The organism is Caballeronia sp. ATUFL_F2_KS9A (genome assembly GCF_023630765.1).
Taxonomy (GTDB): Bacteria; Pseudomonadota; Gammaproteobacteria; order Burkholderiales; family Burkholderiaceae; genus Caballeronia; species Caballeronia zhejiangensis.
This window is the reverse complement of sequence record NZ_JALQEK010000027.1, coordinates 68,735-93,368: the sequence shown is the minus strand read 5'-3', so window position 1 is coordinate 93,368 and position 24,634 is coordinate 68,735. Positions and strand designations below refer to the sequence as shown.

25 protein-coding genes are annotated in these 24,634 nt (G+C 63.0%); 4 read left to right on the top strand and 21 right to left on the bottom strand.

The features are described from left to right. Window positions 1–21: 21 nt before the first annotated feature. Together NCS67_RS15295 and NCS67_RS15290 are read right to left on the bottom strand one after the other, a co-directional pair. Window positions 22–1,404 (bottom strand): NfeD family protein, encoded by a 1,383-nt coding sequence (locus tag NCS67_RS15295; protein WP_372492556.1) that lies wholly within the window; start codon window positions 1,402–1,404, stop codon window positions 22–24. A gap of 76 nt (window positions 1,405–1,480) precedes the next feature. After that, a complete protein-coding gene (locus NCS67_RS15290; RefSeq protein ID WP_250435612.1) occupies window positions 1,481–1,963 on the bottom strand; it encodes a BON domain-containing protein in 483 nt (160 codons plus the stop codon). Window positions 1,964–2,087: 124 nt separating this feature from the next. Between NCS67_RS15290 and NCS67_RS15285 the strand changes: the two genes are divergently transcribed. From NCS67_RS15285 to NCS67_RS15275, 3 genes are all read left to right on the top strand, one after another. Next, the gene (locus NCS67_RS15285; RefSeq protein WP_008353705.1) at window positions 2,088–2,507 is read left to right on the top strand and encodes a secondary thiamine-phosphate synthase enzyme YjbQ; all 420 of its coding nucleotides are present in this window, start codon (window positions 2,088–2,090) and stop codon (window positions 2,505–2,507) included. 39 nt (window positions 2,508–2,546) lie between these two features. Then, a complete protein-coding gene (locus tag NCS67_RS15280) occupies window positions 2,547–3,830 on the top strand; it encodes an aspartate carbamoyltransferase (protein WP_033537153.1) in 1,284 nt (427 codons plus the stop codon). Window positions 3,831–3,924: 94 nt separating this feature from the next. Then, window positions 3,925–4,257: a hypothetical protein gene (locus tag NCS67_RS15275; protein WP_008353709.1), complete on the top strand. Its 333-nt coding sequence runs from the start codon at window positions 3,925–3,927 to the stop codon at window positions 4,255–4,257. 166 nt (window positions 4,258–4,423) lie between these two features. On the opposite strand, the gene NCS67_RS15270 is transcribed toward NCS67_RS15275, so the two are convergent. The 7 genes from NCS67_RS15270 to NCS67_RS15240 all read right to left on the bottom strand — a co-directional run bounded on the left by NCS67_RS15270 (window position 4,424) and on the right by NCS67_RS15240 (window position 13,482). Continuing rightward, window positions 4,424–4,699: a BrnT family toxin gene (locus tag NCS67_RS15270; protein ID WP_250435610.1), complete on the bottom strand. Its 276-nt coding sequence runs from the start codon at window positions 4,697–4,699 to the stop codon at window positions 4,424–4,426. 109 nt (window positions 4,700–4,808) lie between these two features. Next, window positions 4,809–5,573: a CDP-diacylglycerol diphosphatase gene (locus NCS67_RS15265; RefSeq protein WP_250435608.1), complete on the bottom strand. Its 765-nt coding sequence runs from the start codon at window positions 5,571–5,573 to the stop codon at window positions 4,809–4,811. Between the two features lie 129 nt (window positions 5,574–5,702). Next, complete coding sequence (gene hydA, locus NCS67_RS15260) at window positions 5,703–7,166, bottom strand: dihydropyrimidinase (RefSeq protein ID WP_250435606.1); 1,464 nt, start codon at window positions 7,164–7,166, stop codon at window positions 5,703–5,705. A 744-nt stretch (window positions 7,167–7,910) separates the two neighbouring features. After that, the gene (locus tag NCS67_RS15255; protein ID WP_008353715.1) at window positions 7,911–9,398 is read right to left on the bottom strand and encodes an NCS1 family nucleobase:cation symporter-1; all 1,488 of its coding nucleotides are present in this window, start codon (window positions 9,396–9,398) and stop codon (window positions 7,911–7,913) included. Between the two features lie 73 nt (window positions 9,399–9,471). Then, window positions 9,472–10,758: an NAD-dependent dihydropyrimidine dehydrogenase subunit PreA gene (gene preA / locus NCS67_RS15250; protein WP_250435605.1), complete on the bottom strand. Its 1,287-nt coding sequence runs from the start codon at window positions 10,756–10,758 to the stop codon at window positions 9,472–9,474. 21 nt (window positions 10,759–10,779) lie between these two features. Continuing rightward, window positions 10,780–12,114, bottom strand: a complete 1,335-nt coding sequence (locus NCS67_RS15245) for an NAD(P)-dependent oxidoreductase (protein ID WP_250435604.1) — start codon at window positions 12,112–12,114, stop codon at window positions 10,780–10,782. 87 nt (window positions 12,115–12,201) lie between these two features. Then, window positions 12,202–13,482, bottom strand: a complete 1,281-nt coding sequence (locus NCS67_RS15240; protein WP_250435603.1) for a Zn-dependent hydrolase — start codon at window positions 13,480–13,482, stop codon at window positions 12,202–12,204. Window positions 13,483–13,863: 381 nt separating this feature from the next. Between NCS67_RS15240 and NCS67_RS15235 the strand changes: the two genes are divergently transcribed. After that, complete coding sequence (locus NCS67_RS15235) at window positions 13,864–14,586, top strand: TetR/AcrR family transcriptional regulator (RefSeq protein ID WP_075583504.1); 723 nt, start codon at window positions 13,864–13,866, stop codon at window positions 14,584–14,586. A 178-nt stretch (window positions 14,587–14,764) separates the two neighbouring features. On the opposite strand, the gene NCS67_RS15230 is transcribed toward NCS67_RS15235, so the two are convergent. From NCS67_RS15230 to gsiD, 12 genes are all read right to left on the bottom strand, one after another. Beyond that, window positions 14,765–15,088, bottom strand: coding sequence for a DUF4148 domain-containing protein (locus NCS67_RS15230; protein ID WP_033536343.1), 324 nt, complete (start codon window positions 15,086–15,088; stop codon window positions 14,765–14,767). A 318-nt stretch (window positions 15,089–15,406) separates the two neighbouring features. After that, the gene (gene hutG, locus NCS67_RS15225) at window positions 15,407–16,213 is read right to left on the bottom strand and encodes an N-formylglutamate deformylase (RefSeq protein ID WP_175979161.1); all 807 of its coding nucleotides are present in this window, start codon (window positions 16,211–16,213) and stop codon (window positions 15,407–15,409) included. An 8-nt stretch (window positions 16,214–16,221) separates the two neighbouring features. After that, window positions 16,222–17,601: a formimidoylglutamate deiminase gene (locus NCS67_RS15220; RefSeq protein WP_175979160.1), complete on the bottom strand. Its 1,380-nt coding sequence runs from the start codon at window positions 17,599–17,601 to the stop codon at window positions 16,222–16,224. A gap of 31 nt (window positions 17,602–17,632) precedes the next feature. Continuing rightward, window positions 17,633–18,205, bottom strand: a complete 573-nt coding sequence (locus NCS67_RS15215) for a HutD/Ves family protein (RefSeq protein WP_250435602.1) — start codon at window positions 18,203–18,205, stop codon at window positions 17,633–17,635. A 2-nt stretch (window positions 18,206–18,207) separates the two neighbouring features. Continuing rightward, window positions 18,208–18,903 carry a histidine utilization transcriptional repressor HutC gene (gene hutC / locus NCS67_RS15210; RefSeq protein ID WP_008353725.1) on the bottom strand — a complete coding sequence of 232 codons (696 nt, stop codon included), beginning with the start codon at window positions 18,901–18,903 and terminating at the stop codon, window positions 18,208–18,210. Further along, entirely contained in the window at window positions 18,900–20,429 is a 1,530-nt protein-coding gene (gene hutH / locus NCS67_RS15205; protein ID WP_008353726.1) for a histidine ammonia-lyase, read from the bottom strand. The genes hutC and hutH overlap by 4 nt, the downstream gene beginning before the upstream one ends. A 122-nt stretch (window positions 20,430–20,551) precedes the next feature. Next, complete coding sequence (locus NCS67_RS15200; RefSeq protein ID WP_008353727.1) at window positions 20,552–21,031, bottom strand: GNAT family N-acetyltransferase; 480 nt, start codon at window positions 21,029–21,031, stop codon at window positions 20,552–20,554. 168 nt (window positions 21,032–21,199) lie between these two features. Then, window positions 21,200–21,577: a fluoride efflux transporter CrcB gene (crcB, locus tag NCS67_RS15195; RefSeq protein ID WP_008353729.1), complete on the bottom strand. Its 378-nt coding sequence runs from the start codon at window positions 21,575–21,577 to the stop codon at window positions 21,200–21,202. A 33-nt stretch (window positions 21,578–21,610) separates the two neighbouring features. Then, window positions 21,611–21,859 carry a hypothetical protein gene (locus tag NCS67_RS15190; protein WP_033536342.1) on the bottom strand — a complete coding sequence of 83 codons (249 nt, stop codon included), beginning with the start codon at window positions 21,857–21,859 and terminating at the stop codon, window positions 21,611–21,613. Between the two features lie 57 nt (window positions 21,860–21,916). Next, a complete protein-coding gene (locus NCS67_RS15185; RefSeq protein WP_250435600.1) occupies window positions 21,917–22,735 on the bottom strand; it encodes a M55 family metallopeptidase in 819 nt (272 codons plus the stop codon). Next, complete coding sequence (locus NCS67_RS15180) at window positions 22,732–23,742, bottom strand: DmpA family aminopeptidase (RefSeq protein ID WP_250435597.1); 1,011 nt, start codon at window positions 23,740–23,742, stop codon at window positions 22,732–22,734. The genes NCS67_RS15185 and NCS67_RS15180 overlap by 4 nt, the downstream gene beginning before the upstream one ends. Continuing rightward, on the bottom strand, window positions 23,739–24,629 hold the full coding sequence (gene gsiD / locus NCS67_RS15175; protein WP_250435594.1) for a glutathione ABC transporter permease GsiD: 891 nt from the start codon (window positions 24,627–24,629) through the stop codon (window positions 23,739–23,741). The genes NCS67_RS15180 and gsiD overlap by 4 nt, the downstream gene beginning before the upstream one ends. Window positions 24,630–24,634 lie beyond the last annotated feature (5 nt).

Sequence of the window (24,634 nt, the reverse complement as noted above, 5' to 3'; positions counted from 1 at the left end):
CAAGCCTCGTTGTCGATGTGTTCAGGAATGGCCCGCCTCGCGTTCGCCTTCGAGCGGCTCGACGGTCAGCGTGAGACCGTGGCGCGACATCACCCGCACGCGCGCGCCTTCTTGCGGCAACGCTCGCGGCGCGTCCGCCTGCACGCGCCAGCGTTCGCCCTGCACGCGCGCCCAGCCGCTGCCGGATTCGTGCGCCAGCATCACGCCGATGGTGCCGAGCATCGCTTCGCCGCCGCTCACGACGGGCCGCTTGCGCGCTTTCAACGCGACGCCCGACACGGTGAACACGAAGAGCGCCGTGAAGAGCGCGAGCCCGGCAACGAGCCCGACGGGAATGCCGAAGCCGGGAACGTCGGTATCGATCAGCATGAGCGCGCCGATCGCGAACGCGATGATTCCGCCGATGCCGAGCGAGCCGAATGTCGGCAGAAACATTTCCGCGACGAGAAAGCCCATGCCGAGCACGATCAATCCGAGTCCGACGAAACTGATCGGCAATAGTTGCAAAGCGAACAATCCGACGAGCAGGCAGATCGCGCCCGCGACGCCCGGCAGCACCATGCCCGGATTCGCGAACTCGAAGAAGAGGCCGTACATGCCGATCATCATCAGGATGAGCGCGACGCTCGGGTCGGTGATCGTCGCGAGAAAGCGGCTGCGCCAGTCGGGTTGCAGCACGACGAGCGGCGCCTGTTTCGTCGCGAGAACGCGATCGCCGCTCGCGGTTTTGACATGACGGCCGTCGAGTTTCGCGAGCAGGTCGGGAACGTCGTTGGCGGTCACGTCGATGACCTTCTGCTCCAGCGCTTCCGTCGCCGATAACGCGACCGCCTCGCGCACCGCGCGCTCGGCCCATTGCACGTTGCGTCCGCGCAATTGCGCGAGGCCGCGGATGTAGGCGGCGGCGTCCTGCATCTGCTTGCGCGTTTCGGTCGATTGCGCGTCTGCGTTCGACGCCGCCTTGCCCTCACGCTCCGATCCGCCGATGCCAAGCTGCACCGGCGACGCCGCGCCCAGATTCGTGCCGGGCGCCATCGCGGCGATATGGCTCGCGTACGTGATGTACGTGCCCGCGCTCGCAGCGCGCGCCCCGCTCGGCGCGATGAACGCGGCCACCGGCACCGGCGACGCGAGCATCGCCTGAATGATCGAGCGCATCGAGAGATCGAGGCCGCCGGGCGTGTCGAGTTCGAGCACGACGAGTTGCGCGTGCTCGTCTGCGGCGCGGGCGAGCGAGCGCACGACGTAATCCGCGCTCGCCGGCCCGATCGCGCCCTTCAGCGGAATCACGACGACGGGCGCCGCCACGGCGGCTACGGCGCTCATCGGCACGAGGGCGAACGCCATCAGCAGCAGCGCGTGGCGCACGCGTCTGCACAGCCAGTCAGCGAAGTTCGTTTTCATCGGCGAAAGCCGGACGCGCATATGCGCGGCGGTTCCTCGTGTTTGGTCTCTCTTTTAGCTTAGGTCAATTGCGAGATCACGGCCGGCGCGTCGTTCGGTCGATGACCTTTTCGACGTCGGCCGTTTCGCCGAGCTCTTTCACGAAGCGCGCCGTGTCGAAGTCGCCCGACACGCAGCCGTCGAGATAGATGAAGCGGCGCTGCAACGTGAGCCACAAACTCGTTTTCTCGCGCCACTGCAGCGAGGCGTTGAGCGAATTCAGGCGCCGCGTCACGCTTTCGGCGATTTCCTTGTCGTAGTCGTAGCTGTTGGCGAGCCGGCAGCGCCCCGCGATCCAGCAGCTATTGCCGCGTTCGATGCGGTAATGCGCTTCGTCGAGCCATTCCTGATGCGTTTCGAACGGGCCGCGCGGAGCGGCGCAATCGGCGATGGCGCTCGAAACGTGCAGAAACGGATCGTTGCCGCGGTTCTCGCGCCTTTCTTCGGCGTGTGTCCCGTACGGGGCCGCGGCGAGCACAGCCGCCAGCGCGAGCGTTCCGTAAGCCGCGTTTCGTGTCATCGTGCGCGCCTTTCGTGGAGCCATCGTCCAGACAGCATAGTTCATCGCGTCGAATCGAACGCCACGCGGGAAGCCGGTAAACTCACGATGTGGCGCACCGCCCATTCCTCGCACCGAGACCGACATGAAACAGGCACTCCACCATCTGACGGTCGCGACAGGCTCGCGCGGCCTGCACGAAGTCACCCGCGACGTCGATCACTGGATCGACCTTCAGGACATCCGCACTGGCTTGCTCACGCTGTTTTGCCGGCATACGTCGGCATCGTTGCTGATTCAGGAGAACGCCGACCCCGACGTGCGCGTGGATCTCGAACGCTATTTCGAGTCGGTCGCGCCGGAAGCGCCCGGCCGCTACGTGCACGACACCGAAGGCCCCGACGACATGCCCGCGCATCTGCGCACCGCGCTGACCACGGTGCAGCTTTCGATTCCCGTCGAGGCCGGCCGGATGGTGCTCGGCACTTGGCAGGGCATCTACGTGTTCGAGCACCGGACGGCGCAGCATCAGCGCGAACTCGTCTTGCATCTGATCGGCGAGTGACCTAATATACGCACCGCGTATATTTCGGGAGCGGTGACGGTGACTCAGGAACTTCAGCAGCAGACGATTCTTCGCGATGCGATGCGGCGTCTGAACATGACGCGCGACGCGTTCGCATCGCGCATCGGCGTGTCGCGGCGTGCGTTGGACACATGGTTGCTGCCGGACGAATCGCCGGAGTCGCGCGCGATGCCGGAGATCGCCGCGCGCTATGTCGGCGAGATTCTCGGCGGTTTGCCGGAAGGTGGCCCATATACGCAAAGCGCACATTTGACCATCGACTTCGAAGGCCGGCCGCAATTGCTTTCGATCGACCAGTTTTCGCGCGACTCGGCTGAAGCGCTGTTCCGCACGGCCGACATGATGCAGCCCATCGCGCGGCGCAAAAAAATCACGCGCGTGCTCGAAGGCGCGGTGCTTGCGAACCTGTTCTTCGAGGCCAGCACGCGCACGCGCGTGAGTTTCGGCGCGGCGTTCGCGCGCCTCGGCGGCTCCGTGTGCGACACGACCGGCTTCACCTTTTCGTCGATGGCGAAAGGCGAGTCGATCTACGACACGAGCCGCGTCATCAGCGGATACGCCGACGCGATTGTCGTGCGGCATCCGGAGCAAGGCTCCGTCGCGGAATTCGCGCGCGCGACGAACATTCCCGTCATCAATGCCGGCGACGGCCCGGGCGAGCATCCGAGTCAGGCGCTGCTCGATCTGTATACGATCCAGCGCGAGTTTTCGCGTCTCGGCAAGATCGTCGATGGCGCGCATATCGCGATGGTCGGCGATCTCAAGTACGGCCGCACCGTGCATTCGCTCGCCAAGCTGCTCTCGCTTTACAAGGGGCTGAAGTTCACGCTCGTGTCGCCGGGTTCGCTGGAGATGCCGGCGCATATCATCGAGCGCATCGCGCGCGGCGATCATGTGATCGAACAAACGAGCGACTTGCGCGCGGGACTCGCGGGCGCCGACGTGGTCTACGCGACGCGCATTCAGAAAGAGCGTTTCGCCGATGAGTCCATCGAAGGCTATACGCCGGATTTCCAGATCAACCAGGCGCTCGTCGACGATGTATGCGGACGCGACACGCTCATCATGCATCCGCTGCCGCGCGACAGCCGCCCCGGTGCGAACGATCTCGCCACCGACCTGAATCACGACTCGCGCCTCGCGATCTTCCGTCAGACCGACAACGGCATTGCGGTTCGCATGGCGATTTTCGCGGTGCTGCTCGGCGTCGAGCATCAGGTGCGTCACTCGATGCGCGATGCGGCATGGAAGTCGCCTGCTTCCATCGGTCCGGACGATGCGGTCTTTCATGGCTTCGATTGATACGTTTTTTACACGCGGCGCACATGTCTTTGCGTGACGTTGACGCGAGCCGCCGTATCCTTCTACACAAGGGAAACGTGATGGAGCAACGGCCATGGATATGTCGCTTGCGTGGGCGGTCAGCCGTCGAAAATTGCAGGATGATGGGTTAGGTGCATGTCAACGTGTGCGGGTTCTGGCGCTTGCGCATTTCGCGGATAGCGAAGCGTCGCGGGAACGCATACGCGCGTTGTTTCATTCGCCGCTTGGCATCTACGTGAGTCAGGCGCAGCGTGAAGGCTGCGAACTGCGGCTCGAATTCGATACTGCTAGCGAAGACCTTGCGTTCACCTTGCGAACGTTGAAGCGCGTCTTGCCGGAAGCGCGTGTCGAAGGGATCGCGCCGCGTGTGTTTGCGCATCGGATGAACACGCGCGACGCGGGATGAGGGTCATGCGGCCGGAAGCTCGCCAGACATCGACTGCCGACGATGATAAGCGGCGGATGATTCCAGTCGCTCAAACTCTTCGTAGGACAGATTCCACGTATCCGGATCGAGTTCGATGCCGCGCTGAATCGCCGCCTCTTCCTCGGGCGTAGGAAGGATGAATCCTCTATACGTTTGTTGCATACCGATTTATCTCTCTTCTGTTGGCGCGGCGCAAACTGATGATGCGCCGCGTTTCGTTTCTCTGCGTGAACACTACGCAAAACATGAGGCCTCGAATAGGCGCGAAACCGACTTCGCGTACCTCTCCATAGTCGCGACGACCATCAACCTTCGGCGCGACATCGTCCCACGCAATCTCCCTCGCAAGCTCCAGCGACACACCATGCTGAAGCCGATTGATCGCGTCCTTCAACGGGTCAAACGTGATGTCGAAGTGCATTCATTGTGGTTCCCAGAAGTAGAAGTGACAAGGCGCGAAAGTTCTGATTTGCGGATTGCGATTCATCCGAACTCCGAACGATCTGCGTCACTTCATTCTTCTGAAAACCTCACGGCTTTTCTAAAGACCGATTGGCCAACGAGCACGTATGATCCTGCAGCTCTTCGGATGACGCCCAGTTGCCCGGCTGAACGTGATCGTTGAGAAGAAAGAACGCATGCGCGCCATCGCCACGCACGGCGCCGACGAGCAGCAGCGTCTGTTCGCCCATGGTCTGGCCGCGGCTTGCGGCATAGGGCGCGACGAGCTTGAAGGGATCCGTATGCGCGAGATCAGCATCATCGATACGCATCGCGCTGTACACATGGCCGCGCAATCTCACCGGCAGCGGCTTCCACGCCGTGCCGATGCCCGGTCCCAGTTCGCGCAGCGTCTGGGCGACATCCGACGCGAGACAGTCGATATGAATGTGCAATTGATTCTGCGTGCGCCCGCTTGCCGAGTTGATCGCGAGCGAAATTTCGTCGCGCGGCAGCGTCCGGCGCAACGCGCGAAAGACATAGCCGCGCGCATTCCATGCGTCGCGAAAGTAATTCGGCGCGTGGGGCTCGAGCAGTTCGGGACTTTCGATGCCGCTCACGCGCGCGGTCGGAATCAGCAGATATTGCGCGACGCCGACGATATCCTTCAGCACCGCATAGCCGCCCGCCAGATTCACGTCCGCGCATTTCTGCCGGACCTGCGCGCCCTCGGCGGCGGGCTCGCAGTAGTCGTGGACGATTTCCCACAGCGCGTTGGGATTTGCCGCGCACGCTAGCGGCAGACAGAGCAAACCTGGCGCGGCGAGGCGGCGTAGCTTCTTTGTGATTTTCATCGGCATGATCGGGCGGCGCAAAAAATCGATAGCCTGCCGGATTATGCTTGCAGGCGCGTGACCACGCCGCGAAACGTGACAAAACTCCGCGTCGAATGCAACGCGGAGCTTCGTCGACCGATGCGCAAATCAAGCCGACTCAGCGCGATTCACGGGATGCGGTTCCTTCAGCTTGTTGGCGACGCGCGCCGCCTCGAAGTACGACGCGTTCGGCGGACGCTTCAGATACTGTCCCGCGCCGCGTTCCGCGCGCAGATCGCCGTCGGTCCACGCGAGCGCGCCGCGCGTGAGCGTGTGCGTCGCGACGCCCTGCACTTGCATGCCTTCGAAGACGTTGAAATCGACCTTTTGATGATGCGCCTTTACGGAGATCGTGCGCGTCGCGTTCGGATCCCATACGACGAGATCTGCGTCCGCGCCTATCTGCACCGCCCCCTTTCGCGGATAGAGATTGAAGATTTGCGCCGCGTTCGTCGATGTCACGCGCACGAATTCGTTCGGCGTGAGACGTCCCATGTTGACGCCGTGATGCCACAGCACCGACATGCGATCTTCCACGCCGCCGCAACCGTTGGGGATCTTCGTGAAGTCCTCGCGGCCCATCGCCTTCTGCGATGCGCAGAACACGCAATGATCCGTCGCCGTCGTATGAAGCTGTCCCGATTGCAGCCCGCGCCACAATGCTTCGCGGTGCTCGCTCGTGCGAAACGGCGGGCTCATCACGTGCGCGGCGGCGCGCGTCCAGTCGGGATCGCGATACACCGATTCATCGATCACCAGATGGCCCGGCAACACTTCACCGAACACGCGCAGTCCTTCGTTGCGCGCCTTGGCGATGACATCGACTGCATCTTTCGCCGACACATGCACGATATAGAGCGGCACGCCGAGCACTTGCGCGATGCGGATCGCGCGATTGGCCGCCTCGCCTTCCACTTCGGGCGGACGCGACAACGGATGCGCCTCCGGTCCTCTGAAGCCTTTCGCAAGTAGTTGCTTCTGCAACTGAAAGACGAGCTCGCCGTTTTCCGCGTGCACGGTCGGCAGCGCGCCGAGTTCAAGCGAGCGCGTGAAGCTGTTCACGAGCACTTCGTCGTCGGCCATGATTGCGTTTTTGTAGGCCATGAAGTGCTTGAAGCTCGACACACCGTGTTCGTGAACGAGCAGGCCCATGTCGCGATGCACCGACTCGTCCCACCACGTCACCGCGACGTGAAAGCCGTAGTCCGCCGATGCTTTCTCAGCCCAGCCGCGCCATTCTTTGAACGCATCCATGAGTGGTTGCTTCGGGCTCGGAATCACGAAGTCGATGATACTCGTCGTGCCGCCTGACAATCCCGCTGCGGTGCCGGTATAGAAATCGTCGCTCGCGGTGGTGCCCATGAAGGGCAGTTCCATGTGCGTGTGCGGATCGATGCCGCCCGGCATGACGTACTGACCGCCGGCGTCTATGGTGTGCGTATCGGCCGGTGCCTTTATGTCGAGGCCTATCGCCAGGATCGTGCCACCGGCTTGCGGGTCTGCGCAGAGAACATCGGCGCGGTAGGTGCGGTCAGCGTCGATGATGGTGCCGCCGCGGATCAATGTTGGCATTGAAGTGTCCCTCCGGGGGGGTTGTCGTTGCGTTGCGTTGCGTTGCTTGTTCGCTTCCGCTCTCGTGAAATCCTTTGTTCGTGTCGGTCTATTAGCACTGCCCCTGTGCGGGGCGGCACTCACTTTCTTTGCTGCTGCAAAGAAAGTAAGCAAAGAAAGCAGCTCCCGATACGCCCGCGGTCACACGCAATTTGGGTAGTCCTCTCGTCCATCGTGGGCTGCCTAAAGAGTGCCCTCATAGGCCCCATCGGGCTTGGCTCGCGCACGGTCCGTCTCATCGCACCACACACCAAACCGGTTCAGCACCAAATAGCTCCAGCCCGCTTCGCGGCCGAACGGCCAATCGGGTCCGCGAGTGCTTCTTTACTTACCCTTCCCTCTGACCACGCCGCGTGTTCCTCACGTTGGTTTCCCTTGCAGACCCGGCGGCAGCGCGTAGCGCTGTGCCGAAGCTGTTTCGTGCTGATCCAGCGCCCTTGGAAAACTAGCTTGTCAGACCGTGCGCGATCCAAGCCCGGTGAGTCCTTCGATGGCACTCTTTAGGCGAGTGCCATCTGCGACGAGAGGACTACCCAAATTGCGTGTGACCGCGGGCCTTAACGAGCTGCTTTCTTTGGTTACTTTCTTTGCAGCAGCAAAGAAAGTGACTGCCGCCCCGCACAGGGGCAACGCTCATAGACCACTAAGAAAACGGGATCCGGCGAAGCAAAAGCAAAAGCAAAAGCGAAAGCGAAAGCAAAAAACTCAAGCACTCAAAACCCTGGCCCGCGCGCCACCGCGCAACTTCATCCACGATCCATACACAACGGCAGCCAGCACGAGACCAACGAACCACGCATACGTATAGAGCGTATTGAAAAACGCGGGCACGTTAGGAAAGGAACCCGGAAACGCAGTGTGCAAAAAACCCGGCAGATTCGGCAGCACGCCGACCAAAAGCGCCACCACCGCCGCCACATTCCATCCGCCGCTATACGAATACTCACCGTCTTCATCGAAGAGTTCGCGCTGATCGAGCCGCGTGCCGCGAACCAAAAAGTAATCGACCATCAGAATGCCCGCGACCGGACCGAGCAGCGCCGAATAGCCCACGAGCCACGTGAAGATGTAACCCTGCGTAGTCGCGAGAATCTTCCAAGGCATCATGACGATGGCTATCGTCGCCGTAATCATGCCGCCCGCGCGATACGAAATCCCCTTCGGCCAAAGGCTCGAAAAATCGTAAGCCGGTCCAACAAGATTGGCCGCCAGATTGCAGCACATCGTATCGAGCGTGAGGATGATCAGTGCCACGCCTACACCGATGCCCGTCATGCGGCTCGTGAGATCGATCGGATCCCAGATCGCCTTCCCGTAGATCACGACCGTCGCCGACGTGACGACAACCGAGATCACCGAGAGCAGCGCCATCGGCACAGGCAGGCCGATCGATTGCCCGATCACCTGATCGCGTTGCGTGCGCGCGAAGCGCGTGAAGTCGGGAATGTTCAGCGCGAGCGTCGCCCAGAAGCCGACCATCGCCGTGAGCCCCGGCCAGAACGTAGCCCAGAAAAGCCCCTCCTTCTTGCCGCCCGCGACGAACTGCGACGGCGCCGAAAGCATGGAACCGATGCCGCCCGCCTTGCTCGTCGCCCACCACACGAGCGCGATGCACATCACAACCTTGATCGGCGCAGACCAGCTTTCGAGCCAGCGAATCGAATCGGTGCCGTGCCAGATGAAGTAGAGCTGCAAGGCCCAGAACACGAGAAAGCACGCAAGTTGTCCGAGCGAGATATCGATGAGCGGCAGCGCCGCGCCATGCAATGCGTTTCCCGTCAGGATATTCAAGAGCGTATAGATGGCGCTGCCGCCCAGCCACGTCTGAATGCCGTACCAACCGCACGCGACGATCGCACGCAGCAGCGCCGGCAACTTCGCGCCTTGCGTGCCGAACGACGAGCGCACGAGTACCGCATACGGAATGCCGTGCTTCGCGCCCGCATGGCCGATCAGCAACATCGGCACGAGCACGATCATGTTGCCGAGCAGAACCGTCAACACCGCCTGCCACGGCGACATGCCCTGGTCCGTGAGACCCGCGGCCAGCATGTATGACGCAATGTTCATCACCATGCCGACCCACAGCGCCGCGAAGTGATACCACTTCCACGTGCGCTGTGCGGGGCCGGTCGGTGCGAGGTCATCGTTATACAAGCTGCTCGTCTCGACGTCATGCGCTGTCTGATTCATCGGATGCACTCCGGTTGAGTGTGCGGTTGATCATGGGGATTCAACGACGACGAGCGCTACGTTATGTCTATGTTCATGCCGCTTTCGCGGGTTCTTCCGCATCGATGCGCGCGGGATTGTTCGGATGCGTGGTCCAGTTCGCATATTCGCCCGCATCGACGCGTTCCATCGTGATGCACTGCTCGACAGGACAAACGTGCATGCACAGATTGCAGCCGACGCATTCCGAATCGACCACTTCGAAATGACGCTTGCCGTCCTTCTCCTTCACGATCGCCTGATGCGATGTGTCCTCGCAAGCGATATGACACAGCCCGCACTGGATGCACTTGTCCTGATCGATGCGCGCCTTGATGTCGTACTTGAGATTGAGATGCTTCCAGTCCGTGACGTTCGGCACGGCGCGCCCGCGAATGTCATCAAGCGTTGCGTAGCCTTTCTCGTCCATCCAGTTCGAGAGGCCATCGGCGAGATCGGACACGATGCGAAAGCCGTAGTGCATCGCGGCCGTGCACACCTGCACGCTGCCCGCGCCAAGCACCATGAATTCCGCCGCATCGCGCCACGATGAAATGCCGCCGATGCCGGAGATAGGCAGATTCGGCGTCTGCGGATCGCGCGCGATTTCGGCGACCATGTTCAGCGCGATCGGCTTCACGGCGGGACCACAATAGCCGCCGTGCGTGCCCTTGCCGTCGACGGTCGGCATCGGCGCCATCTGATCGAGATCGACCGCAACGATCGAGTTGATCGTGTTGATGAGCGACACGCCATCGGCGCCGCCTTTGAACGCGGCGCGCGAACCCATGCGAATATCGCTGATGTTCGGCGTGAGCTTCACGAGGCACGGCAGCTTCGTGCCTTCCTTCACCCAGCGCGTCACCATTTCGACATATTCAGGCACTTGTCCGACGGCCGCGCCCATGCCGCGTTCGCTCATGCCATGCGGACAACCGAAGTTCAGTTCCACCGCATCTGCGCCCGTGTCTTCCACTTGCGTGAGAATCCACTTCCAGTCCTTCTCGTTGCACGGAACCATCAACGAGACGATAAGCGCGCGATCGGGCCAGTCGCGCTTCACCTGTTCGATCTCGCGCAAGTTCACGTCGAGCGGTCTGTCCGTAATCAGTTCGATGTTATTCAGTCCTGCGATTCTTTGTCCGTTCCATTGCACCGCGCCGTAACGCGAACTCACGTTCACGACGTGCGGATCAAGCCCGAGCGTCTTCCACACGACGCCGCCCCAGCCCGCTTCGAAAGCGCGGTTGACGTTGTAGGCTTTGTCGGTCGGCGGCGCAGACGCGAGCCAGAAAGGATTCGGCGACGTGATGCCGGCGATGTTGCAAGTCAGATCGGCCATGTTCGTGGTTCTCCTTTTGGCTCAGGCGGCTTTGATCGCAGTCAGCTCGAACGACGCGTCGATGGACGCGGCCGCCAGCTTGCCGTCCTGTACGGCCTGCACGGTGAGATCGAGTCCTTCATGGGTCGCGCAATCGCCGCCGGCCCAGACTTTCGCGAGCGTCGTCTGACGGTTCTCGTCGGTGACGATGCGCCCGCCATCGAGCGTCAATAACTCGCGATCGATTCCGACGGGAACAAGCGTTTGCCCGATCGCCTTCAGCACCATGTCCGCTTCGATCACGAAGCGCTCGCCGCCGCGTTCGAACTCGACGCCCGTCACCTGCCCGTTATCGCCGACCAATCGCACCGGATTCGCGTGCGTGACGATGCTCACGCCGTTCGTCTGCGCGAACTCACGTTCGGCCCACGTCGCGCTCATGTTCTCGACGCCCCGTCGATACGCCATCGTCACGTTCGTCGCGCCAAGTTTGCGGCTTTGAACGCACGCATCGACCGCCGTGTTGCCGCCGCCGATCACGACGACGCGCCGCCCGACCGGCACGCTCGCGAGATCATCTGCCTCGCGCACTTGCTCGATGAAATCGACCGCGTTCATCACGCCTTCGAGCGCTTCGCCTTCGAGCGCCAGCTCGCGCACGCCAGCAAGGCCGAACGCGATGAACACTGCGTCGTATTGCTTGCGCAACCCGTCGAGCGTGAAGTCGCGGCCGAGCGACTGACCTATGTTGATCTCGATACCGCCGATCGAATACAGCCATTCGATTTCGCGCTGCGCATAATCCTCGACGGTCTTGTACGCAGCAATGCCGTATTCGTTGAGTCCGCCTGGCTTCTCGCGCGCATCGAAGATCACCGCGCGATGCCCCGCAAGCGCAAGCCGATACGCACACGCGAGTCCCGCCGGTCCCGCACCGACGATCGCAATGCGGCGCCCGGTTTCCGGCGCGCGTTCGAATAACGCGACGCCTCTGGCCATCGCCCAATCGGTCGCATGACGCTGCAACGCGCCGATCTTCACCGGCTCGTCGCCCTGATGGTTGCGTACGCAACTACCCTCGCAAAGAATCTCCGTCGGGCACACGCGCGCGCACATTCCGCCGAACGGATTGGCCGACAGGATATCGACGGCCGCGCCCTTCAGATTGCCGTTGCCGATCTTGCGGATGAAGCCTGGAATGTCGATGCTCGTCGGACATGCCTGGACGCACGGCGCGTCGTAGCAGTAGTGGCAGCGGCTCGCGGCGGCAGCGGCGGCGGTGGCGTCGAGGAGCGGCGCGACATCCGCGAATTCGCATGCGAGCTGTTCCTGCGTGAGGCGATGGCTCGCGATATCGCCGGTCGATTTCATGGTCATGCGCGTTCCTTGTGAGGACGTACGAGTGCCCGCCGTCCGCGTTCGATCGACGCGGACAGTGCTGAACGTAACAACAGAAAACGTCGCTTATGAAGCCGGTTCCGACGCGCGCTCCAGCATTGCGTGCAGCAGCACGTTCGCGCCTGCCTCGATCCATTCCTGCGTCGCGTCTTCGATCTCGTTGTGGCTGATGCCATCGACGCACGGCACGAACACCATCGACGTCGGCGCGACCTGCGCGAGATAGCACGCATCGTGGCCCGCGCCCGACACCATGTCGCGATGCGAATAGCCGAAGCGCTGCGCCGCCGCCCGCACGGAAGCGACGCACGCGGCGTCGAACTTGACGGGCTCGTAGTAGAAGATCTGTTCGAGCGCGGTCTCCAGACCGATCTCGCCCGCGATGCGTGCCACGCCCTCGCGCAACGCGGCATCCATGCGCGCGAGCACGGCATCGTCGGGATGACGGAAATCGACGGTGAAGAACACGCGGCCCGGAATCACGTTGCGCGAGTTCGGATGCACTTGCATCATGCCGACCGTCGCGCACCCGAGCGGCGCGTTGTCGAGGCCGATGCGGTTCACGAGATCGACCACGCGCGATGCGCCGAGGAGCGCATCCTTGCGGCGCGGCATCGGGGTCGGGCCTGCGTGGGCTTCCTGGCCCGTCAGCGTGATCTCGTACCAGCGCTGACCTTGCGCATCGGTGACGACGCCGATCGTCTTGTCTTCGGCCTCGAGTATCGGCCCTTGCTCGATATGCAGCTCGAACGCCGCGTGCAGCTTGCGGCCGCCGCACGGCACATCGCCCGCATAACCGATGCGCTCGAGTTCTTCGCCGATCGTCTTGCCATCGACGTCCTTGCGCGACAGACCGTAATCGAGCGAGAACACGCCCGCGAACACGCCCGACGCAACCATCGCCGGTGCGAAGCGCGAGCCTTCCTCGTTGGTCCAGATGACGACTTCGATCGGATGCTCGGTTTCGATGCCGCGATCGTTGAGCGAGCGGATCACTTCGAGTCCGCCAAGCACACCGTAGATGCCGTCGAAGCGCCCGCCCGTAGGCTGTGAATCCGCGTGCGAGCCAGTAACCACCGGCAGCGCCTCGAGATTGCGTCCTGCGCGGCGCATGAACACGTTGCCCATCTGATCGACGCTCACCGTGCAGCCCGCTGCCTTCGCCCAGCTCACGATGAGATCGCGCCCTTCGCGATCGAGATCGGTCAGCGCGAGACGGCAGACACCGCCCTTCGGTGTCGCGCCGATTTTGGCCATCGTCATCAGGCTGACCCATAGACGCTGACCGTTCACCTTGATGGACGTATCGAGACCAGCTTCTCTGATTGCATCCGTTACGACGTTCATTCGCCTCGCTCCTTACGATCGGACTTCGTATGTGAGTGACTTCGTTTCGTGCATGCCGGACGTTTGCGGTGCGATGCTGCACGCGCCCGGTGCACGTTTTTCTTATGCGATGAATGATGCGAACGACACGCCTCTTCGATAAATCGAGCGCTCTTCAATCCTGTCCAGTTGGACAGGTTGTAGCCGATTAAAATAAGCAAATCAACGTCTTTCGTGTGCGGGCAAACACCGAGCAAATAAAGCGATAAGAGTGCCATTGCGATGCAGCATCGGCAGCTATTGGTTGCAATGGCTTTTTCGACGCGATGCAGCGCCAAACATGCGAATGGCACGAATGACGCGAATCAGGCACGATGCGGCACACGGCCCAAGAATTCGACGATGAAGAACTCGACGATGAGATACGACGACGCGGCGAACGGCATCGCCGGAAACGAAGACACTGCGCCGCCTTCACGGCGTAGCAAGGCGCAAATCCGCGAGAGCAACGAAGCGCAGCTTCTCGCTTGCGCCGAGGAAGTGTTCGCGGAGAAAGGACTCGAAGGCGCGAGCACGGCGATGATCGCCGAACGCGCCGGCTTGCCGAAGGCCAACCTGCATTACTACTTTCCGACAAAGCTCGCGCTCTATCGGCGCGTGCTCGAAGATCTGTTCGAGGACTGGCATCGCGCGGCGGATACCTTCGAATGCAGCGACGATCCCGTGGAAGCGATCGGCGGCTATGTGCGCGCAAAGATGGACCTGTCGCGACGCAGGCCGCTCGGCTCGAAGGTGTGGGCGAGCGAGATCATCCACGGCGCGCATCACATGCAGGACATTCTCAACGAACGCGTGAAGCCCTGGCTCGATACACGCGTCATCGTCATCGAAAGCTGGATCGCGCGCGGCTTGCTCGCGCCGGTCGAGCCGGACACGTTCATGTTCATGATCTGGGCGATCACGCAGCACTATGCCGACTTCGATGCGCAGATACGCGCGTTGAAAGGCAAGCGCGCGCTCACACGCAAGGCCTTCGATGAACAGACGGAAGAAGTCGTGCGACTCGTGATTCGCGCGTGCGGGGCGGTGTCGCCGCGCATGGAAGAGAAAGACGACGCGCAATAAAAAACGCCGGCCGCTCGATGGCGGCCGGCGTTCACTGCTTGCTTCTTGCTTCTTGCTGCTGTACTGCTTTACTACGCACTACTACTGCATTCTCGCAAGTACTGCACTTTCTGATGCTTGCTGCTACTTCAACCGCTACTGCTCACCACATCTACTGCCCTGCTGCATCAACCTTCGATTAGTGACCGAAGTAGACCGAGTTGCGATCCGACATCGACACGTTGGCGCGTGCGGCCGGAGCAGCTACGCCCGATTGCGAAGTGCCAGCGGTCGAAGGACCATAAGCGTTCGCGCCATTTTCAGCGTTCACGCGTGCTTGAGCGGCCTGCAGATTCTGCGGATAGTTCACGCGGTCTTCCGACGGGTTGTAGCCAGCCTTTTCCAGTTGAACCAGTTCAGCGCGGACTTGAGCGCGAGTCACCGGCGCATTGCTTTGTGCCGAAGCGAAAGTCGGGGCAGCCAAAGCAGCAGCGACGACGAGTGCGGGAACGAATGCCTTGATCATGATGAACCTCCAGTAGTCTTGTTTTGAAATCGAAACCGAATCGGAAGCTTTTTAAGCGTTTTCTGATTTCGTTTCGCTTGAAGACAGTGTAGGAGGCCGCGGACTTAGGGGAAACCCCAATTTCAAGGAAACATAATTGTCCGGACCGCAACAATGCGTTTCGCTCCGTGTTGCGCGGCGTGCGCGGGATCGCGTGGCGGACCCTGCTTAAGTTACTGTTTTTCCAGCGTAATTTTCACGTCCGCCGCGCGCACGCGAGATCGCTGCGAATCCGGCCATTACGCCGACGCCAGCAATTCGTCATCCGGCTGACAGTCAGCAAGCCGCGGTCACATAGGCAAGCGCGGCCGATACGAGCTCGCGCAACAGCGGTTCGATCGCGTTCGCCTTGGCTTCGTCGTAAGCGAATGGCGGCGTTTCTTCCATGTAGCTGACCTGCGTAAGCTCCAGTTGAACCGCGTGAACGCCCTCTTCGGGCCGCCCGTAACGCCGGGTGATATAGCCGCCCTTGAAGCGCCCGTTGGCCACCGTCGTGTACCGGCCGTCGCGCTCGACGATGCTCGCAAGCCGTTCCGCCAGCCCCGGCGCCGCCGACGCGCCATCCGCCGTGCCGAAGTTGAAATCGGTCAGGCGGCCATCGAAAAAGCGCGGCACGACCGAGCGGATCGAATGCGCTTCCCATAGCAGCACGCGGCCGTGCGTCCGCCGCAGCGCATCGAGCTCGCCGGCGAGCGCATCGTGATACGGCTGCCAGTACATCGCGCGGCGCGCATCGATCTGATCGCGCGACGGCTCGTGGCCCGGCTTGTAGAGCGGCGCCTTGTCGAAGGTATCGACCGGACAGAGCCCCGTCGTGTCGCGGCCGGGATAGAGATTCGCGTCGTCGGGCGGGCGGTTCAGATCGACGACATAGCGCGCGTAGTGCGGCGTCAGGATCGATGCGCCCAGATCGCGCGCAAACGCATAGAGGCGTTCGAGATGCCAATCGCAATCCTCGGTGAGCTTGGCGACGGGCGTCATCTCGTCGGCGAGCGCGCAGGGAATCTGCGTGCCGCGGTGCGGAATCGAAATCAGGAGCGGCGCGTTGCCGCGTTCCAGCGTGAAGATCGAAGAGCCGTTCATGTGAGACCTCAATCCAGCAAGCCGCGCAAGGCGGCGCGATAACGCGCGAGCGCTTCGTCTTCGTCGGCGTGACGGCGCGCGTTGATCACCTTGCGGCCGGAGACGAAGACATCGCGGATCGGCGTCTCGCCATGCTCGCAAAACACCGCGCTCGACATCCACGCGTCGCTCGCATGTCCGCCGATGCCCGGATGCGCGTCGTCGAGCACGAGCCAGTCGGCGCGCAAGCCTTGCGCGAGCGCACCGACAGCGCGTCCCGTCGCGTGCGCGCCGCCATCGAGCGCGGCATCGAAAAGACGATCGGCCGGACGGCTTTGCGTCGGCGACGCCAGCACGTTGCGTTGCTGGCGGCAAAGGCGCTGCCCGTATTCCAGCAGACGCAGCTCCGAGCGCCAGTCGACGCCGACATGACTGTCGGACCCGACGCCGATGCGCCCGCCCGCGTCGAGATAATCGCGCGACGGGAACACGCCGTCGCCGAGATTCGCTTCGGTCGTGAGACACAGACCCGCGACCGCGCCGCTCGCCGCGAGACGCGCGCATTCGTGGGCATCGACGTGCGTCGCGTGCACGAGGCACCAGCGCTCATCGACGTTGAAATGTTCGAGCAGCCAGTCCACCGGACGATGCCCCGTAGCCGCGACGCAGGCGTCCACTTCGGCCATCTGTTCGGCGATATGGATATGCACCGGCGCGCGCTCAAAGCGCGCATCGATTCCCTCGATGAGCGCCGCGAGCGATTCGCCCGACACCGCGCGCAACGAATGCGGCGCGACGCCGTAACGCCGCGCGCCGTTTTCGGGCCGCGAGCGCGCGAGGGCGTCGATGAGCCCGAGCAGCGAATCGGGCGTATTGAGAAAGCGCCGCTGATCGTCGCGCGGCGCGCTCTTGCCGAAGCCGCTGTATTCGTAGAGCACCGGCAGCATCGTCATGCCGATGCCCGCGCGCTCCGCCGCATCGACGACGCGCTCCGCGAGTTCCGCGCGATTCGCGTACGGCGCGCCATCGGGCGCGTGATGCACGTAGTGAAACTCGCACACCGACGTGTAGCCCGCCTTCAGCATCTCGATGTAAAGCCAGTGCGCGATATCCGCGATCGATTCCGGGCCGATCCGCGCGGCGAAGCGATACATGAGATCGCGCCAGCTCCAGAACGTATCGGCGACGCTCGCGCGATACTCGGTGAGGCCCGCCATCGCACGCTGGAACGCGTGCGAGTGCAGATTCGGCATGCCGGGCAGGATCGGTCCTTTCGCGCGCTCGACGCCCGCGGGCGCCGCGCTGTCCGGCGTGACGCGCACGAGCGTGCCGGCGTCGTCCCATTCGAGCAGCACGTCGCGACGCCAGCCATCGGCGAGGCGCGCGTGCTCCGCGAAGAATGCGTTCATCGCTTGTCTCCGTTGTTATGTCGATGCGCGTCTACATCATGTCGATGCCGATATGCAGCCACGATGCGCCATCCCGCACAGCGCATTCGAGCGCGCTCGCGCCATCGATGCGCGAGGTGTCGCCTGCTTCGAGCGTATGGCATGTGTCGTCGGCGAACTTGATGTCGAGCCGCCCTTGCACGCAGAACAGAAACGTCACGTCGTGTTCGAACGCGAGCGAGCATGACGCGCGCCCGGCGTTCACCGTTGCGCGCGCGCGATCGCGGCGCACCATCACGTTGAAATCGCGCGTCGGGCCGGCGAGGAGCGTGGCGTGAATCGGCGTCTCGCCGGCAAAGCGCGCGATTGCGAGCGGCGCATCGAGAACATGCACGTTGCCGTGCGCTTCCGTCAGACGCATGCCCGCGCCGTCGAGCAGCACGAGCACGCGATCGAGGCCCTCGAACTTCGAGAACGCACCGTCGGATGCGACGTCGGCGAGCGACAGACGCCACGCGAACGCATCGAGCGACACGCCCTGCGGCCCCGCCGCGATCTCGCGCGTGATGCCGCCGCCGTTCTTCCACGGCGTGGGCGTCAGCGAATCGGCACGAATGATCGTCACGTTCAGAAGTGTCCGGTGAATTGGTAGCGGTCGCCGGGATGCCAGAGATTCGCAACCGACGCCACCGCATCGCGCGACCACGTGCGCCGATGCAGCAGCAGACACGGCTCGTGCTCGGCCATCGCGAGCGCGAGCCGAATTTCCGCCGACGGCACCGATGCCTCGATCCGATACTCGACCCGCTGCAGCGGCGCGGCGGTCATCAGATACTGGTTCGGCGTGATCGTCGTGAAATCCTGGCGCGCGTATTCCGGCGCCAGCGCGGGATTCACGTAACGTTCTTCCATCTGTACCGGCTCGTCGTTTTCGAAATGCAGCACGCGCGAATGAAACACCGGGCTGCCGAGCGCGAGATGCATTTCGGCGGCGAGCGCTTCATCGACGATCGACGCGCCCAAATGCAGCACCTGCGCGCGATACGTGTGACCGCGCGCGACGATTTCATCCGAAATGCTGCGAATCTCGACGAGCGTCGACGCGTATTTCGGCTGCGCGACGAAGGTGCCCGCGCCCTGCACGCGCGTCAGCACCTGTTCGGCGGTCAGTTCGCGCAGCGCGCGGTTCACGGTCATGCGCGCGACCTTGAATTCGCGCGCAAGCTCGTTTTCGGAAGGCACCTGGTCGCCCTCCTTCCACTCGCCGATATGAATGCGCTGGAGAATGTAGTCCTTGATCTCCTGATACGCGGGCGTGCTCATTCAGCTTGTTCCGACGCGAACGAGAACGGGCTGTGCCGCGCGATCGCGCCTTGCTGCACGAGCGTCGCGATCGCGGCGATGTCGGGCGCGAAGTAATGGTCGAGGTCGTAGTGCGGCACGTGCGCGCGCAGCGTCTTCATCACTTCGGCGAGCGGCGCGCTCGTCTGATGCGGCGCGCGCAGATCGACGCCTTGCGCCGCCGCGAGCAGTTCGATCGCGAGGATGTTCGCGGTGTTGCTGGCGATGTCGCCGAGCTTGCGCGCGGCGAACGTCGCCATCGAGACGTGGTCTTCCTGGTTCGCGGACGTCGGCAGCGAATCGACCGACGCCGGATGCGCGAGCGTCTTGTTCTCCGATGCGAGCGCGGCCGCCGTCACGTGCGCGATCATGAAGCCGGAGTTGACGCCGCCATCGCGCACCAGGAACGGCGGCAGGCCCGAGAGGGTCGCGTCGATCAAAAGCGCGATGCGGCGTTCCGCGAGCGCGCCGATTTCGGCTGCGGCGAGCGCGAGATTGTCGGCGGCGAACGCGACCGGCTCCGCGTGGAAGTTGCCGCCCGAGAGCACTTCGCCCGTATCGGGGAAGATCAGCGGGTTGTCGGAGACGGCGTTCGATTCGATCAGCAGGACATCCGCCGCGTGGCGCATCTGGTCGAGGCACGCGCCCATCACCTGCGGCTGGCAGCGCAGGCTGTACGGGTCCTGCACCTTGTCGCAATCCGCGTGCGACAGATTGATGCCGGAGCCCTTCAGCAGCGTGCGATACGCCGATGCGGCTTCCATCTGCCCGCGATGACCGCGCAGTTCATGGATGCGCGCATCGAACGGAACGACCGAGCCGGCGGCTGCATCGACGGACAGCGCGCCCGCGACGAGCGCGGTGCGGAACAGATCTTCGATCGCGAAAAGGTTGTAAAGCGCGAGCGCCGCCGACGCCTGCGTGCCGTTCAGCAGCGCGAGACCTTCCTTCGCCTGCAGCGTGAGCGGCTTGAGGCCCGCGACCGCCAGACCGTCGAGCGCACTGGCGCGCTCGCCGCGAATCGTGACTTCGCCGATGCCGAGCAGCACCGTCGACATATGCGCGAGCGGCGCGAGGTCGCCCGATGCGCCGACCGAACCCTTGATCGGGATGATCGGCAGGACGTCGGCGTTGAAGAGCGTGATGAGCGCGTCGATGACTTCGCGGCGGATGCCCGAATGGCCGCGCCCGAGACTCGACAGCTTGAGCGCCATCAAAAGCCGCACGACCGGACGCGACATCGGCTCGCCCACGCCCACCGCATGCGACAGCACGAGATTCTTTTGCAGCAGTTCCAGCTGATCGGCCGGAATGTGCGTATTGGCGAGCCGCCCGAAGCCCGTATTGATGCCGTAAGCCGGATCGCCCTTCGCGGCGATCGCGGCGACTGCGCGCGCGCTGGCATCGATCGCGTCGAAGCTGGCCGGATCGAGCAGAAGCGGGTCCGAGCCTCGCGCGATGCGGCGCAGTTGCGGCAGCGTCAGTTTTCCGGGCGTAAGCGTGATCATGGTTCGTCCTGTCTATACAAGTTAGACTCAAGTCTAATCGCGCAGAAAGGACGAAACAAGGGGTTATCCGGGATTTCACTAGGCTCGCCCCGAAAGATCGACGCGTGTTGTCTATACAGATTTCACAGATCCAGCACTTTCTCCATCACGAACTGGACAAAGCGCTGCTGCCGCACGACGACGGCGCGCGCCAGCAGCATCGTGAAACCGCAATATTCGAAGAAAGGCCGCCCCGTGACGCTCGAATAGGTATGCAGCGTCGTCAGGCCGAGCACCTCCGCTTCGGCCTCGATGCGCGCGAGCAGCGACGTCGCCACGCTTTTGCGCTGATGTATCGGATCGACGAACATCATGTCGATGAGACCGTTCTTCTCGAGATCGGCGAAGCCCGCGAGTTCGCCGTCGACAAGTCCGACCCAAGTCGGGCGGCTCAAGCGCGCGAGTTCCCATTCGTCGCGATCGGCTTGCGACCAGGCTGCGATCTGCGCTTCGTTATAGTCGGCCGATGCCGTTTCGCGAACGGCGCGTTGGAACAGATCGATTACACCGTCGAGATCGCTCGCACGATACGGTCTGACTTCGATGAGCGGCAGGCCTGGCATTTCATCACCTTCGTTACTGTCAAAAGAAAAAACCGCTGCCGAAGCAGCGAGGGTCTAGCGTTCAAAACGCGGGAAAAAAAACTTTACGGGAATGAGCGGAATCGGCGCGCGCAAACGTTCAAATCGATAAAAAGACGGATGCCGATGCCGCGCCGCCGATCGGGTCCTTCAGGAAGCGACGGCCACCGTCGCGATGCCGAGCGCGGTCATCACGAGCGACGCGCCAACGTGAATCGCGATCTCCCCGAGCGCCCAGCCGAGCCGCCCTTGCTGCAGATGCGCGACCACTTCGGCCGAGAACGTGGAAAACGTGGACAGGCCGCCCATCAATCCGGTGATGATGAACAGGCGCCACTCCACCGAAATATCGGGAAAGCGCGCGAAAAAAGCGACTGCGACGCCGATGATGTAGCCCGCAATGACGTTCGCCGCAAAGGTGCCGAGCGGCAGATTCGGAAAAATCGCATTCAGGCGCAAGCCGAGGACCCATCTGAGCAACGAACCCAGCCCGCCGCCGAGCCCCACGGCGATGATCGACAGATACATGAAATGTGTTAAATCAGTTCGAAGAAAACTGCGTTATGCCCCGCGGGCGAGCCGCTCGATCAGCGCGCCACGGCTCGTCTCGACGATCCAGCCGCCCTTGTGCCGCACATGCGCCGCCCATGTGCCGTCGCGCCGCTCTTCCCAGCAACCGGCATCGTGACCGTCGATGAAGAGCGAGCCGCGCACGACAAGTTGCGGATCGGCGGGATCGAGGACTTCGTCGTCGTTATGTTCAAGCTTCACGGTATGCATGAGCGTCGTCTGCAAGCAAGTCGAAACCATGAGCGGTCTCGCGAAAGACGCCATTCTAACGATACTCGAAGCGCCTGGTTCAACCACTCACCGTATCATGAAAGACATTGCCGAAAGGCAATTGAGTATCCGCACGACATGCTCCATCGAAGGCGCATCGAAAGCGAGCGTCACGGCATCGATGCGTTCGAGCGTCGGCCATTGGCAGAAGAGATCGGCGAATGCGCTCGTTTGCGCGCGCAACTCGCAGCGGTGTTCCGTGATCGCCGGACGGCGGGCATGTCCGGAAGACGTTTCGATCGTTTCGCGCGCGGCGAGCCGGATCGCCTCGCACGCTGCGGCGGGCGTTTCGGTGACACCGCTCGAATAGCCGTGCGCCGTCTTCACGCAGAGAAAGCGCGCGCCTGGGAATGCGGGCAGCGTTTCGGCGCCGAACACGTCGTCGCCGGTCAGCAGCGCGACGCGTGCGCCGCGTTCCTCGGCAAGCCGCCCATAGAGTCCGGCCTCGCCCACTTCCTCGCCGTCGAGCATGACGCGCGCAAAGGCCGCGCTGTTGATCGTATGCGCGAGAATGCCGCGGCTTTGCGCGCGCGCGTGATAGCCGATCATGAACACGATTTCCGGCGATGCCTCCAGTCCCGCCATCATGCCGAGCGTGCGCGGCTTGCCGAGCACGAGCCGCGCGCGTTGATCGATGAGATCGGGCATCAGATTGCGAAAGCCGCCATGCGAATCGTTGATCCAGACTTGCGTCGCGCCGCCATCGAATGCACCTTGCGCGGCCGCATCGGCTTCGCGCGACATCCAGCGGCGCGCCTGTTCGTATTCCGTGTTGCCGGCGCGCGTCTGCTCCGGATGAAACACGCCCGCGATGCCTTCGATATCCACCGAGATCAGCACTTTCATGGTCGTGTTCTCAATGCGTCCTTGAGTGAGATGCGCCGATGACCGTTGCGCCCGGCGACCGTTTCCGCGCTGTAAAGCGCATCGAGGATCGCCTGTTCGGTGGCATCGGCGGCGGCTTGAAACAGCGGATCGAGACGCGCGTCGTTGATGAGCGGCGGCATCGCGATGAAGTCTGCATCGTGCGGCACGGTGTACGCGGTCGTGAAGGCGAGCGAGATGTCGCCGCTGCCGTGTCCGAAGACCGATCCGGTGCGTGCGAGACCGGCGGCGGCGCGCATCGCGAGACGGCGCAACTGACGTGCATCGAGCGGCGCATCGGTGGCGATCAACATGATGATCGATCCTTGCTCGGGCTTCTCATCGATGCTCGATTGAAGTTTGCGACCGAGCGCTTCGCCTTCGACAATCAATTGCTGCAGCTTGCCGAAATTGGCGAGCACGAGCGCGCCCGTCGTATAAGCGTCGCCGCCGATATGCACCACACGCGAAGCCGAACCCATGCCGCCCTTCAGTTCGAAGCACGACATGCCCCGCCCGGCGCCGACCGCGCCGCGCTCGAACTCGACACTGCACGCATCGAGTGCGCTCGTGTAGTGCGCTTCGTGAATCGCGAGCGCCTGCATGTCGTTGAGATAGCCATCGTTGCATTCGAACACGAGCGGATTCACGCTCGGGTCTTCGCGTCCGATGCGCGGATTCGCAGCAATGGCCGCGCGAATCTGCGCATTGGCGAGCGTGCCGACGCCGAATGTGTTGGTCAGCGCGATCGGCGTTTCGATCACGCCGAGCTCGTCGACCTGAACGAGCCCGACGCTCTTGCCGAACCCGTTGATGACGCACGCCGCAGCGGGCACCTTGTGGCGATACACGTCGCCGTCATGCGGACGAATCACCGTGACGCCGGTCTGCACCGCGCCTTGCGCAAGCGTGCAATGACCGACCGTCACGCCCGCGACATCCGCGATCGTGCCGCGCGGCCCCGCGACGAGCGAGCCGATGTGCATCATGGCCGGTCGAGCTTCGGATCGAGCGCGTCGCGCAGGCCGTCGCCGAGCAGATTGAACGCGAGCACCGTGAAGAAGATCGCGAGACTCGGGAAGATGGCGACATGCGGCGCCATCGCCATGTCGGCGCGCGCTTCGTTGAGCATCGCGCCCCACTCGGGCGTCGGCGGCTGCGCGCCGAGTCCGAGAAACGACAGGCTCGCGGCCGTGATGATCGACGTGCCGATCCGCATCGTGAAGTACACGACCACCGATGAAATCGTGCCGGGCAGAATGTGCCGCGCGAGTATCGTCCAGTCCGAGGCGCCGATGCTCTTGGCCGCCTCGATATACGTGAGATGCTTCAGCGCGAGCGTATTGCCGCGCACGAGCCGCGCGAACGCGGGAACGCTGAAGATCGCGACCGCGCACACGACATTCACCATGCCGTTACCGAGAATCGCGACGACGCCGATCGCGAGCAGAATGCCGGGAAACGCGAAGAGCACGTCCGCGATACGCATCACGATGCGGTCCCACCATCCTTCGTAGTAGCCCGCGAGCAAGCCGAAGAACGTGCCGATCACCGCGCCGAGCACGACCGAGAGCAATCCCGCCGTCAACGATATGCGGCTGCCGACGAGTATGCGGCTCAGAATGTCGCGGCCCAGAGCATCGACGCCGAACCAGTGCGCAGCCGAAGGACCGGCGTTGAGGGCGTCGTAGTCGAAGTAGTTTTCCGGGTCATACGGCGCGATGTACGGCGCGATGATCGCGATCACGATCAGCAGCAGCACGAACACGGCCGCGATCATCGCGATGTGTTGCCGCCTGAACTTGCGCCAGAACTCGGTCCACGGCGTGCGGATCTCTTGCGGCGCGGTTGCCGCGCTTTCGGCTGTCACGCTCATCGCGT